This window comes from Clostridium thermosuccinogenes, assembly GCF_002896855.1.
Classification (GTDB): Bacteria; Bacillota; Clostridia; order Acetivibrionales; family DSM-5807; genus Pseudoclostridium; species Pseudoclostridium thermosuccinogenes.
Genome location: NZ_CP021850.1, coordinates 3,090,832 through 3,103,926 on the forward strand (window position 1 = coordinate 3,090,832; position 13,095 = coordinate 3,103,926).

At 37.7% G+C, this 13,095-nt stretch carries 15 protein-coding genes and 1 riboswitch; of the genes, 2 read left to right on the top strand and 13 right to left on the bottom strand.

The window, feature by feature from the left end; genetic code table 11:
* Window positions 1-140 precede the first annotated feature (140 nt).
* The 9 genes from CDO33_RS13610 to CDO33_RS13645 all read right to left on the bottom strand — a co-directional run bounded on the left by CDO33_RS13610 (window position 141) and on the right by CDO33_RS13645 (window position 7,024).
* On the bottom strand, window positions 141-1,724 hold the full coding sequence (locus tag CDO33_RS13610) for an amidase domain-containing protein (protein ID WP_103082079.1): 1,584 nt from the start codon (window positions 1,722-1,724) through the stop codon (window positions 141-143).
* Between the two features lie 58 nt (window positions 1,725-1,782).
* Window positions 1,783-2,214 (bottom strand): hypothetical protein, encoded by a 432-nt coding sequence (locus CDO33_RS13615; protein WP_103082080.1) that lies wholly within the window; start codon window positions 2,212-2,214, stop codon window positions 1,783-1,785.
* A 101-nt stretch (window positions 2,215-2,315) separates the two neighbouring features.
* Window positions 2,316-3,011, bottom strand: coding sequence for a DUF4367 domain-containing protein (locus CDO33_RS13620; protein WP_103082081.1), 696 nt, complete (start codon window positions 3,009-3,011; stop codon window positions 2,316-2,318).
* A complete protein-coding gene (locus CDO33_RS13625) occupies window positions 3,001-3,543 on the bottom strand; it encodes an RNA polymerase sigma factor (RefSeq protein ID WP_103082082.1) in 543 nt (180 codons plus the stop codon). The genes CDO33_RS13620 and CDO33_RS13625 overlap by 11 nt, the downstream gene beginning before the upstream one ends.
* A 19-nt stretch (window positions 3,544-3,562) precedes the next feature.
* Entirely contained in the window at window positions 3,563-3,763 is a 201-nt protein-coding gene (locus tag CDO33_RS13630; RefSeq protein WP_078697925.1) for a MerR family transcriptional regulator, read from the bottom strand.
* 322 nt (window positions 3,764-4,085) lie between these two features.
* Window positions 4,086-5,837, bottom strand: a complete 1,752-nt coding sequence (locus CDO33_RS13635) for a recombinase family protein (protein WP_103082083.1) — start codon at window positions 5,835-5,837, stop codon at window positions 4,086-4,088.
* Window positions 5,838-5,912: 75 nt separating this feature from the next.
* A complete protein-coding gene (locus CDO33_RS13640) occupies window positions 5,913-6,059 on the bottom strand; it encodes an SHOCT domain-containing protein (protein WP_014256545.1) in 147 nt (48 codons plus the stop codon).
* Between the two features lie 253 nt (window positions 6,060-6,312).
* Window positions 6,313-6,525 (bottom strand): hypothetical protein, encoded by a 213-nt coding sequence (locus CDO33_RS20605; protein WP_133158697.1) that lies wholly within the window; start codon window positions 6,523-6,525, stop codon window positions 6,313-6,315.
* Between the two features lie 76 nt (window positions 6,526-6,601).
* Entirely contained in the window at window positions 6,602-7,024 is a 423-nt protein-coding gene (locus CDO33_RS13645; RefSeq protein WP_103082084.1) for a sigma factor-like helix-turn-helix DNA-binding protein, read from the bottom strand.
* A 557-nt stretch (window positions 7,025-7,581) separates the two neighbouring features.
* Here CDO33_RS13645 and CDO33_RS13650 point away from each other — a divergent pair.
* The gene (locus CDO33_RS13650; RefSeq protein WP_103082085.1) at window positions 7,582-7,908 is read left to right on the top strand and encodes a helix-turn-helix domain-containing protein; all 327 of its coding nucleotides are present in this window, start codon (window positions 7,582-7,584) and stop codon (window positions 7,906-7,908) included.
* A gap of 189 nt (window positions 7,909-8,097) precedes the next feature.
* A riboswitch (cyclic di-GMP riboswitch) is annotated at window positions 8,098-8,187 on the bottom strand.
* A gap of 110 nt (window positions 8,188-8,297) precedes the next feature.
* Here CDO33_RS13650 and CDO33_RS21490 read toward each other — a convergent pair.
* The gene (locus CDO33_RS21490; RefSeq protein WP_103082086.1) at window positions 8,298-8,429 is read right to left on the bottom strand and encodes a cyclic lactone autoinducer peptide; all 132 of its coding nucleotides are present in this window, start codon (window positions 8,427-8,429) and stop codon (window positions 8,298-8,300) included.
* 417 nt (window positions 8,430-8,846) lie between these two features.
* On the opposite strand from CDO33_RS21490, the gene CDO33_RS13660 reads away from it, so the two are divergent.
* Window positions 8,847-10,136, top strand: a complete 1,290-nt coding sequence (locus CDO33_RS13660; protein ID WP_027621409.1) for an IS110 family RNA-guided transposase — start codon at window positions 8,847-8,849, stop codon at window positions 10,134-10,136.
* A 161-nt stretch (window positions 10,137-10,297) separates the two neighbouring features.
* On the opposite strand, the gene CDO33_RS13665 is transcribed toward CDO33_RS13660, so the two are convergent.
* From CDO33_RS13665 to CDO33_RS13675, 3 genes are all read right to left on the bottom strand, one after another.
* Window positions 10,298-10,927, bottom strand: coding sequence for an accessory gene regulator ArgB-like protein (locus tag CDO33_RS13665; protein ID WP_103082687.1), 630 nt, complete (start codon window positions 10,925-10,927; stop codon window positions 10,298-10,300).
* Window positions 10,928-11,157: 230 nt separating this feature from the next.
* Window positions 11,158-11,877: a Cthe_2314 family HEPN domain-containing protein gene (locus CDO33_RS13670; protein ID WP_103082688.1), complete on the bottom strand. Its 720-nt coding sequence runs from the start codon at window positions 11,875-11,877 to the stop codon at window positions 11,158-11,160.
* Window positions 11,878-12,002: 125 nt separating this feature from the next.
* Entirely contained in the window at window positions 12,003-13,055 is a 1,053-nt protein-coding gene (locus CDO33_RS13675; protein ID WP_103082689.1) for a helix-turn-helix transcriptional regulator, read from the bottom strand.
* Between the last annotated feature and the right edge of the window lie 40 nt (window positions 13,056-13,095).

The following is a 13,095-nucleotide window of genomic DNA, read 5'->3' on the forward strand; positions in this document are numbered from 1 at the left end:
AATATTATTTAAAATAAAGGGGGTTGGAAATAAAACATGAGTCTTATTTCCAATGCCCTACCTTTTTAATTCCCATTATATACCATTAACGTAAGACTTAATTTAATTGTCTATTACCGAATCTTTAGTACATTTTGAAATTAGCTGCTAAATGATGCACTTGAAAACGTCATCCGTCTCATTTTACAAGAAGATCCTCCAAAGGCATTAATTAGTTCAATAACAGGTCTATTTTTCACATCGCTTGAATGCTGACAAACTAATAAATTATTCCAAGTTACACCACTTGACGGTTTATATGTTACATATACTGAATGGTGATAGTCACTTATATCATAGTCGTAAAATTGCAACACATCTCCTAATAATACGCTGCTTGGACTTATATTGTTATAATATGCATTATTATTTATACCTGTGGCATTTGGTCCGTAAGTCTTTGATGAATTTGTAGCAAAAGTCCATAAACTTCCAACATTTTCCCAAGGACCCGAACCTCCTCCTGTACCCCCAAACCATCCTGTAGTATATGTTCCATTAACCATTCTAACTTTATTAGAAATATTGGTTCTTGTTTGAGTATCATTTCCTGAAACATACCCTCCGTATGCGGCCCATATACACTGACTTACAAAATTTGTGCAATCCCAAGTGCCTGGACTCGTAAGTTCAGTATTATAAAAGTAACGATAGTCAATTCTATCAATTTTAAACCCCCAATCAGTAACAGAGGAATCTGTATTAAGTGTAACTTTTATGCTGGAACCCTGTTTCCAACTACTCCAAACACCACTATCGTAAGAACCTGTGAATTCATCTCCTGCATCAGTTGTCACATAATCCCAACCATCCTCTGTACTAATTCTTGAAAAATGGACACGAATACTTACTGCACCTGTTTTACTTATTGTCCAGGTATTAGTATAATTGTTGGTATATGGATGAGCGCTTTCTAAAGTGTATGAATCACCTACACTAGTTGAATCACCGCCTACAAATCTTGTAGCATATGCTACTCCATTAGAGCTATTATAAGGATAGGTTGCAGTAATAATAACATCACTTGAAGGCTCTTTGCTAATTTTTTCTGTTTTGGTATCGGATATCTGAACTTTCATGGTCTGAAAATCATCTATTTTCTTTTGGTAAGCCTTGTTTACTGCTTCTTTAATCGAACTACCAGATATTAGTTGTTTAGCTTCATTTTTTATATTTTCCTTAAATTTATTAAACAGATCATAATCCGAATCAATTTTACTTATAGTCCATATTCCGTTTTTATTGTTCAAAACAAAATCAAAATTAATGCCGTACATCCCCGATTCGACATCAACCCCTGTAAGCTGATAATCTACATCCAAGGTTAATTTCACATCAGCTTGGTTATTTTTTATAGAAATTGATCTGTAGCAAGGATTCAATTTAAACCATTGATAGCTAATTCCGAATTCTTTATATAATTCGATTTGTTGTTTATTAAACATTTTGTATATATATGTACTGTCATTATCTTCAGTTACATCATTGATATTTCCTTCTTCTAGAGATACAAAGGACTGGAAAGATCTATTAAGGAATTGCTCTATCGTGCTTTTCACTGCTTTCTCTTCCTCATTTAAAGAACTGACAGGCTTTATAACTGTATTATTCTTTTCTGCTAAAGCAAAACCTGACAAGGAAAAGATTAAAGCTATTGAGACAAGAACCGAAATAATTTTTTTCATAAATTATTCTCCTCTCCGTTTTTGTTTTAATTTTTTCCAGTAAAACGATATCTCTGTACTAATAAGTTACAGTCTTACTGTAAATCGTGCCCGACTCGTATCCGCCGTCGCCGGATACATAGTAATACGTCTCAACCCTGTAAGTCCCGCTGGACACCTGATATGTTTCGAGGATGGAGGCCGACGAGGATGTTGAGGATGTAGACCAGCTTTTCACGTCTGACCATGTGCCGTTGGAGTTTCGCTGCAAGGTTGACGAGAGATAAATGTTTTTCCCGGCCGGTGTTTTTTGCACATACCCATACACAGTGGCCGTTCCGCTTGATGAAATAGTGAGCGAGGTGCTTGCCTGATTGATGTAAACATACTGAATGGACACTATTGACTCCGGTGCTACGTTTACTTCTCCTGCGGCCAGCACTGTCGGCGCTGACACGGTCAGAAGAAGTAGCATGCCCAATGCTGCGGATAAAAACCTTTTCTTTGACATGGAAAAAACCTCCTTTGATTTTTGTTCTCATTAAATAAAACAAATCAAAAGAGGCTTTTGTGACAGGAAATAAAAAATTTTTTAGAAAAATTTTCTGAACTTTATGGACTTAAGTCCGTGCCTGTAATTTCAACGCTTTCTGCAATCTTAAACACGATGTCTCTATCCAGTGTTGATGACACCATATACATATACTTATCATCGTGCCAGAGCAGGTTTTGAACGCCCTGATTGGAATAATACTTGGCCGGTAAACCTTTGAACTCAAGTTCTTCCAGTTTTACACCTTCTGTATTTATGTTGATTGAAACGTTTTCAAGGCACTGTTTGCTGTAGGATATAAAATCATTTTCCTTTTCATATTCCAGCAGAACAAGGCCGTCAGTGTTTTTATTGACCAGTTTAAATCCTTCCGGTATATAGGCCGGTTCATATATGGCAAATCCATCGGCCGCATCCTGAGATGACCGGCTTTCATTAAAGAATATATGAGTGAATTTTTCGTACACCTCGGTTATGAAATCAAATACCGCAACACGCACGGCCGATACGCTCATCGCGGACGCAAACAGGATAATGATTGCAGCAACAAAAGCGACCACACGCCTACGCAAAAAAGCCATTGCTCCAACCGGGCTTCTTGTTTTGATTCGGCGTATAAGCCTTTCCATCTTTCGTTCAAACTCATTTGAGAACTCATACTCTATTTCATCGTCTGTAGGCAGGGTTTCTATCTCATATATGTCCGCTTTAATGACGGCTTTCTTCAGCATGTCGTCTGTAAAATTAATTGTCATCGGCACTCTCCTCCCTTTCCAGAATCTCCTCGAGCCTGCGTTTTGCGCGCTCAAGCCGCTTCCTAACCGTCGCCTCAGATATATCCAACATCTTTGCTATTTCTTCATTTGAAAATTCTTGAACATATTTCAGTGTCAGCACATCTTTATATATAACAGGCAGCTTCAATACCGCCCTTGCAAGATGATCCAAATCCTCCGCAACGCTTATTGGTTCGGTCGTTATACAGTATTCCACATCCTCAAGGGGAATTGTTGTATGCCTTTTTCTTTGGTTATATAAATTGATGGCGGTGTTTCTAACCATAGTAACAATGTAGCTCTTAGTTTTGTGACAGGAAATTTCCCCCACTTTATCGAAATTCTCAAGAATTTTCAAAAACGTCTGATGTACAGCGTCCTCGGCGAGCCGTTCATCATTTAGGATGCGGTTGGCGACATAGAACATAAGCTTCCTGTATGTAACATAAAGCAATTCAAATTTATTTTTATCCTCTTCGCCGTCAAGCATCGCCAGATATATTGGAAGCATTTTGTCACCTCCCGCATTTTCATGCTCTGTTTTGTTTCCTCTCTCTTTGTGACTTAAGTCTGCCATCAATGGGTTTTTGGGCGTCTCTCGGTATTGCCCATACACGGCTGAAACGCACAGCGCCGTCTATTCTGTTTTCCGCACACAGCTTTTGTATGCGCCTGACGGAAATGCCCCACTTTTTTGAAGCTTCATTTACAGACATGTAATCAGTTACCATACATTCACCCAAACATACAATTATTAGCAATTCATATTATATACGTCTAAACGAATAATATCAAGCCAAAACGGATAAATTGGTTTACATTTTTTCTCTTTTCAAACCATTAAAATTTTTGACATGTTCCCGCGAACAATCAACCCCCGTCTTTTCCGTCTACACAACCCCGCCCGCCAAAAGACGCCCCAAGAAGCTGTAGATGTGTTTCCACGAACAGTTGCACAGACAAAAAAACAAGGCTTCCCGGCATCTCCGCCGCCAAAAAACACATTTTCGGCAGGCGGCATATCACCTGAAAGCCCTGTATTCAAGCCGTTTTTCAGGCACTTATTTGTTTTTTACATTTATCATCAATACTACGCACTCCACATGTGTTGGGTGAGGAATAGGAATGCAAATTTCCTTTATCATTTTTCTTTTTTTTAATCTGCTTATGCATTTTACTCTGCACTTCGTTAGAATATCCGGTCTTATATACAAAGGTCAGCTTATACGGATTAGCATTTCCTTGCTCGTCAATCTCTCCGATGATAACCTTTTCTACAATACTTTCAAACACGCAGCGGTCAAAGTTCTTTAAAACTTCATTGTTTTCCAGCACCTTACGAAAATGTGCAATCCGTTTTTCCAGGTTAATTTCTTCCTTGGAGGATTGCTCCAGCTGTTCCCTTTCTGTTAATAATCCCTCTAAAATAGATTCCAATTCACTGTACTTTTTCTCATAAGTAGCTTTATCAATTGTTTCCTCTAAACGCATATCAACCAACCTATTACGTTTCTGCTCAATTGCATGAATTTCATTTTCTACTCTAACCAACTGCTTTTGGAAATCATTTTTGCTAAGAACACTTTCCATCCTTTCTATAAGTTCATCCAGAACATCTGAATTATTCTGGCATAGCAGCTTATATGATTCAACAAATGCACTCTCAAGTATCTTTTCTTCAATTGCTTTGCTTGGCGGGCAATATTTCTTACCTTTTTTAGTAGCAGTTACGCATTGCCAGATAACCTTTTCATGATCGCTTCCACTATGCCAGTTTCGGCGCGATAAATTACTTCCGCAAAAGGCACACTCCAGCTTGCTGCTAAAAGCATATTGCCTACTATATTTTTCACGTTTTCCCTTTTCTACTCCGCGACGTTTTGCACCTCTTCTTTCTAAGATTGCTTGAGCCTTTTCAAAGATTTCTTCACTAATAATCGGTTCGTGATGGTTCTTTATATAGAATTGGTCTTCTTCACCGTAATTGTCTAATCTTCTCTTGGAAATTGGATCAACGGTAAAAGTTTTACCCTGCAAAACATCACCTTTGTATTTTTCATTTTTAATAATTCCTAATACTGCTGTATCGTGCCATTCTGTGTTACCATTTTTGGTTTTATAACCAATACTGGTTAACTCTTTTGCTATGACATAGGCGCCCGCGCCATCAATATACCGATTAAATATGTATCTCACAACATCAGCTTCCGCCTCATTTATTGATATACTCTTGTCATTAGGATTATAATCATACCCCAGGCAGCTCTGGAAGCCAACCAGTTCTCCTCGCTTCATTTTCATTTTTAAGCCTTTTTTTACATTGGCCGATATGTTCTCAACTTCCTGCTGCGCCACTGAGCTTAATATGACAAGCAGCAGTTCTCCATCCATTGTTAATGTGTTGATATTTTCATCTTCAAAAAATACAGCTATATTTCTTTCCTTCAACATCCGGACATATTTTAAGGTATCCAAGGTATTTCTGGCAAACCTTGATATGGATTTTGTTATGATCATATCAATTTTACCATCCATGCAATCGTTAATCATGCGCTGGAAATTTTCACGTTTTGTAACTTGGGTACCTGTTATCGCCTCATCAGCATAGATGTCAACCAATACCCAATCCTTACGCTTTTTCACTAAGTCTGTGTAATACATAACCTGTGATTTATAGCTGTTTAATTGTTCCTCTGAATCCGTACTAACTCTTGCATAAGGAGCTACACGCAAAATATCCGCTACCTTCCCTGCAGTACGGTCAGATATTTTTCTGTTCGCTTTTATTACTTCAACTTCATGCATTAAAAGTCCTCCTTCGCAAAATGATTATTACGAAACCAGTATAATGAACAACCACCTATATGCCAAATGTGCAAATTAAGAAGTCAGGTCTGAAACTACACCGTAATCCTGCATAAGTTTATTTTTAATCAGAGAAAATTCTTTCTCAGTTATCAGAGCCAAAGACAACAATTGTCCCAGCATGGCAATCTGCATACTGTATCGAATTAATTTACCCTTCATAAAGACCCTCCTTATCAGCAATCACCAATACTTAAATTTTCAGATTCGCAGTAGGAAATGCGCCTTAGTTTGAACAGCATATGCACACATGCTTTCATTAACAGGCGCAATCCTATCCTGCGTTACTGTTTCAGTTTTGTATACTTATGTTATATCCGGCAGACAGCGGTTGACCGTCCTCATAGGAATCACACCTCCCCGTCAGCGACCGGGGCGCACTCTGGGACTTAACCTCGACTATGCGCAAGTATCATTATCCCTCCGTATGCGTTATCGCCAAAAGTGTAACCAACACTTTCCATTGCATAAGTATTCTTCGCTCACATCTTACCTTCATCCAGTCCATAAATGGAATTGATCCTTCGGTTAGAACCGGCGTTATACCGGCAGATGGTCCTGGCGTACCTGCAATCTGGCTTTCCTTCTCAGGACATACGGGGAAAGTACCGGATAAACACTTATTCAATTATCAAAGAACACTTGAGGGGGTAGTATATGTCCCTCTACTAATCAGCAGATTTTTTGGCCAAAAGTTGCACCCCTTAAAGAAATTTTTTTAAAAACTTTTCAATATTCTTTAATGCTTTATCAATTGAGCGGGATACCTGGCATTTGTTAACACCTTCAATCCTGGCTATTTCTGCTTTGCTCATACCAAGAAAAAAATGTGCATAGATACGCTTTGCCTGTTTTTCCGGCAGGATGTTGATAGCAGCATACAATTCCTGTTTGCTCAGTTTTCTTTCATAGATTTCTTCCGGTGATAATACAAGAAGTACAATATCTCTTTCTATTCCATCACCAGCGTCAAGAGAATAGAATGCCTTGTTTACGCGGATGCGCTCGTAGTCTGCATGTTCTTTTCGCTCAAGCTGTTTGATCAGTTCAGCGACTTCATCTGGAATTTCAATAGGAAAGTCAGATTTATAATACGGGTATAAATCCCTTAAATTGATCTTTTTCATATATGAACCTCCGTTTTGATTTTTTTTGTTGAAAAACCAAAACAGAGGCGGAGGAGAACGGCACCCAATGCAATTCTCCTTTTTTCGACAAAAAAAGCCTACCTGGATACAATCCAAATAAGCTTTTCCTAAAACTGAGTTATTGTATTTCCTAATATTACGCTCTGACAGTTCTACTTGATGCCCACATTTGCCCTGTGATAAAAATGAGCTTTTTTTAACAGTTGAAGATTAGCTGTGAGACAAAAAATGATGTCAGCTTCATCAAGCCCGACCGCTATCTAATAGCGGATGATGACCTTTCGTATTATGCTGGATTAACATTATAGAACCCTCCAAACCCGTAAGTCTGAAGGGGGATTCTTTAACCATGCGAAAACCCCGCCAAACTCACGTTTTTTTATTTGGCGGGCATCGCCTATCTTAATATCTTAATGTAAATCATATCTAATATGGAGTTTAATGATCATACGCTCTATTAGTTCTTATTTTTATAGCTCTCATGTATCGTTTAACCTCCTAAACAGGAACTGTAAACTGTTATCGGAGGTGAACCAATGATGCACAACGATTTAGATAGTTTAGGTGAAATTCTAAAAGCTGCAAGAAAAAGCAATAACCTTACCCGTGAACAATTAGCAGAAAGAATAAACATATCACCCCGGTATTTGATGTCCATAGAAAACGAAAATAAAAAGCCAAGCTATAGTGTTCTTTTTCGTCTCATCCGCGAATTAGGCATATCAGCTGACGCAATTTTCTATCCTGAAGGTAAACATACCAATAATGAAATAGATCAAATTACTCGCTTGCTTTACCAGTGTGATGAGCGCGATCTCAAGGTTCTATCTGCGACAATTAAAGCTTTATTGGAAACTAAATGATGCCAGATGTCCATTTGTTGTTATCCGTAACTGCAATATTGAAGACATTGGTGGCAACATCCTTAGCACCGGCCTATTTATCTAACTTTAAACACATGATTTCAAATCTAAAAAATCAATGCGTATCAAGTAAAATAAAAGGAAAAAACCTGCCAGATAAAAGCGGGCAGGTTTAGTACACACAGTAAATGCGGCAACCAGGCTATCATAGTGTTACTAAGCACCTTAGACCCTTTGGCTTTGCGTCCTTGCCTTTCGGCAAGTTTGCTATTAACGCTCATTATTTAATTTATACCATAAAGGCTTCAATTTCTTTTCAATTTACTACCGTTATATTTAATATACTACTACCATAGCCGGTTGCCTTCGAGTTAAATCAGTTTTTTCTCCTATTTCAAGCTCTTTGGTGGCTCCGGCTGATACATTAGAAACATGCTCGTTGTTCCAATATTCGTCATGGCCACTACAGCGAACACTGCTGCCAATCCTTGAAATAGAGACTTGCTAATAAGTTTTAACATTCTAATTCGCCTCCCTTGTACAATTAATATTGTATTAAATCAGTGACCAAAGCCACTGTTTGACCCATCAATTTTTATAGTTAACATAACATTTTAAGCTTCATACTTTTCCAAACATCAAGCACATCATCCGGCTTCACATCTTAGCCATTATGCCAGCATCTGTTGGCCTGAACTTTGACAATCATGTATAATATTTTCCGGACTTGGAAGGTGTGTGTTTCACCTCCTGGGACGGACCTTAGCGGGCCGATTACCCGTAAAAAAGAGTATTTATCCATTCCGGTAAGTCTACATGATTTGGCTGGTTGAGGCCAGCTTAAAGCTGGTTCCTCGTGTCACATGCAAGGTTGTTTGCTTACATGGGAAGGAATGGAGACTTTTAAGTCCATTCATCTTGTAAAGGAGGCATTTTTTATGAATTTCAGACCTATGGCAGGAATCGATGTAGGTAAATTCTTTAGTGAGATGGCAATTCTTTCTCCATCCAATGAAGTAATTGCCCGCATGAAGATCCGCCATGATTCCAGTTCTGACGTTGAAAGAGCCGTTAAATTACTGAAAAAAACGGAAAAGGACTTTGATTCTAGGCCTTTCGTCGTCATGGAATCCACCGGGCACTATCACAAAATCCTTTTCCATTCACTTTGTAAAGCTGGATTTGAGGTTTCCATCATAAACCCCATCCAAACTGATTCTATCAAAAATATTGGAATCAGGAAAGTGAAAAATGATAAAGTTGATGCCCGGAAAATTGCCCTGCTATACAGATTTCAGGAGCTTAAAACTACTAATATCCCAGATGAAGATATTGAATGTCTGCGAAGCCTTTGCCGACAGTACTACAAGCTCTCTGACGAACTTACTGCCTACAAAAACAGGCTTACAGGTATTGTTGACCAACTCATGCTAAACTTCAAGGATGTATTCCCTAACATCTTTTCAAAGGCTGCTCTCGCAGTATTAGAAAAATATCCTACGCCTGTGCATATTCTTAAAGCCAACAGAAACAAGTTGATTGCACTGATACAAAAGAATTCCCGCAGAAGCCTTAAGTGGTCAACTGCAAAGTATGAGCTTTTGGTCTCCAAGGCCAGAGAATTTGCACCTTTGAGCATTAATAACTCTTCAAATATTGCCATGCTTGGGGTGTATATCTCTATGATTAAAACCTTGGAGGAAAACCTTGAGAAAGTCCTCAAAGCCATTCGTTCATTGATTGCTGAAGATATGGCAAAGGACATACCCATGCTGGCACTGACTCTCGAGCTTCTACAAAGCATTCCAGGTATAGGACTTATCTCTGCTGTTACCATTCTGGCTGAAATTGGCGACTTTTCAGCTTTTTCAAAGCCAGGCAAGCTAGTTGCTTATTTCGGCATTGACCCCTCTGTAATGCAGTCCGGAGAGTTTACCGGCACACAAAACAAGATGTCAAAAAGGGGGTCAAGGCTGCTTCGCAGGGTACTTTTCACAATTGCTCTTGCTAATATCCGCACTAAGCGTGACAAAACAGCTTGCAACCCTGTACTGATGGAATATTACAAAAACAAATGCCAGAACAAGCCTAAAAAAGTGGCCTTAGGAGCTGTTATGCGTAAGCTTGTTAATTATATTTTTGCTGTTCTTAGGGATAGAAAGCCTTATCAGCTACGTAGCCCTCAGGAACATGCGAAGAATCTTGCAGCAAAGCATACAGCAGCTTAATAGTACTGTTACTTGATGTTTAGTTTTCAAAGAGCAACTTACTATTTTGGACCAGCTATTTTATGTCTACTTCACCTGGGTGGTCTTGTTGTCATGCCTTTTTTAGCTCATGTGTTTTTTGAAAAATTCTTTTATTTTTCAAAAAAAGCTCTTGACTTTAATTAGCTGGTCTTCTTTTTAAAAGTAAGCAGGATATCGAATAAGCCAATAAATCTATGTCCCAAAGGTGTTAATGTAAAGGCTTGCCATAGCAGTGCAAATGATATTATCCAGGCTGGCAAACTATTAGACCCTAAGGCAATTGCAGTAATAGATAAAATCACAACTGCCAGTAATGTGTACCAGCGGAAAGCTAATTCTATTTTCTTGTCCTTAAAAGGTTTATTGGAAGGGGCCTGCGGAGGATAGATCCAATATAAACCAAATGTTAATACGAGAATGCCAAGTAAAATAGCAGGATGTAACTGCCGGATGAAAGGGTAATTTACTTTGATGGAATATCCCAATACTGTAAATATTAAAACACTTATTGCTAAACACCTATAGTATGCTGAACAATGTGCTCCACCTGATAAGGTGCGAATGATCCCAGTTACGATAAGTAATATCGCAACTTCAAGGACTATATCCATGATGAAAGCAAAGGAAAAGAGAATACACAATTTTATAATACAGCCTACCAAAATTTCTGCACCGAAAGATAGAACTCCTGTCTGATCTGCCCTGGAAACTTTTTCTGCCACATATGTTCCTAATGCTTGTCCAATTTTATGAATTGAAATTTCATTCATCCATGTCACCTCTGGCTCCATAGTATCATCTATTCCATATATTTCCTAGGGTAATTTTGCAACCTGTTGAAATAACGTCTTAACTCGTAGGAATTGTTGTCTGAATCGTTGTATTTCCCAAAAGAATAAAGCCCCTTATACAGGGACTGAGAAAATTAAAAGATTTTTTATTGACAATATTTTTTATCATTTCCATATGGGGCAGACATTATTTTCACAGCAGATATTATTTAAGGCATAATTTCCGATAGCAATTTTTCAAAATCAATTTGACTTAGTAATTCTTTAATATAGTGGGAAACTTGAGCATAATCTTCGATAACTCGTATTAACACATACATTGCAGGTGGACGCAGTTCTGTAGCGTATTGATTGATCGCAGAAATACTAGGAGCATTACGATGTGTCATTTTATTTCTAAACTCAGTAACATAGGCATGGTTTCCACCCCATGGAGTAGTATCCATATTGTCTTCTTCCCTAAAATATGCATCAATACGCTTAGCTTGTGGAATCGCATTTTTACCCTGGGCACAATTATTAAATAAAGTGCGGTAGTAAACTTTATCAATATCATATTTAAGGTCAAAATGAATGTTATATAGCTGAGCCAACAAATCCCACAATGTTGAGGTGCGAAATATTATATTTTCAACATAGTACATTGCCCAATACTCATTATCAGTTTGTTTACTAAAAGGATTGTATCCTTCTAAAGTTTCCGGCAAATTCATATTTAATATTTTTCTAAATGAATATTTAATTTTCCGGTCTATATCTACAATTGTGTCATACACCGTTTTAATTGAAAAATATTTATTTAGATTTGTCATTGTAGGAGAATGGAACCCCATAACATAGCGATCATCTCCCCAGTATATTTTTAGCTCATCCTCATTGTAAGTAATTTGATTAACTATTTTTTGTAAATATTTAGATGGCGTTTCCATTCTGAAATTCCCCTTCTCAAAACCCATTCTTCTTTACAATGCTACTCAATCTTCACCGTAGCCTTATTTTCAATCACATGAAAATCTATCTATCATAAGCTTGATGATGTTTTTACATTGAAAATTTATTCTGTATACCGTACAATATCTTGAATGTCACGAATGTCGAGCCAGTTAAGAAGTCTCAGTAGATAGTGTCCATCAGGTGTGGTCTCTCCATTTTCCCATTTTTGATAAGTGCGAACAGTAGCACCAATTGCGTCAGCTACATCTTTTTGGGTATATTTGAGACGTTTTCGGTAAATCTTCAGGATTTCATAATCAAATTCCATAGTTTGCGGACCCGCATAAATTTGGTACCAACAATCATCATCTTCCTTATTATTATAACAGTTTAGAGCATGAATTGTAGTGTAGGGAGTAATCTCAACAAATAGCCGTCCGCGGCTAGACTTATCTTGTGAGCAAGTAATGCTCTTTGCATTTTTAACTCGTAGGCCTATCCATTTCATTATAGGTTGACCGTTTTTGTCGCACGGAAAAGTACCTTCAAACTCAATCCGTGTTCCTGTCCGCCAGCTTACTTCACCTATTCCTATCTCTCCTATTTCATAAATGATGGGGGGAAGTCCTTTCTTCTCCAATGCCTCATTATAGCTTGTAATAAAGCAGTCCGGTAGATAGTCGTTGCTTCCTAGTTCATCACACAATTGCAAGTAATGTTTCCATTGAAAAAACATCTCTGTGTTGCACACATGATGAGTCTGATCCACTATGTAGCAGAATATATCCGTCAATGAAAGATTTTTCTCATATAGCATGTATTCAAGTGCCTGGTATAGCTTCTCTAAAGTTTTTTCATCTTTATCATCTCGTATGATTCCTGAAATAAGGCAATGCAAATTACCCACGTGATTATTCGAATAATCGTTTACATAGAAATAAAAAGGTATTCTACGAATAAATTTTGCTACAGGCAGTGGCTTATACCCGTATTTATCATCCAACCAACTTGAATAAGAAATAGAACCATTACGTCCAACTTTTTTATCGCAGTACGAAAAAATCTCATTTCCAACGATAGAGTGCATATTGAGATATTTAATCAATTTATCTTTATCAAAATATTTATCATCAACGTACTGCTCAATAATATCAATATCTGATCTTGACAGCATATTAAACACCTCCCATATGCATTTATAATAATACGAATAT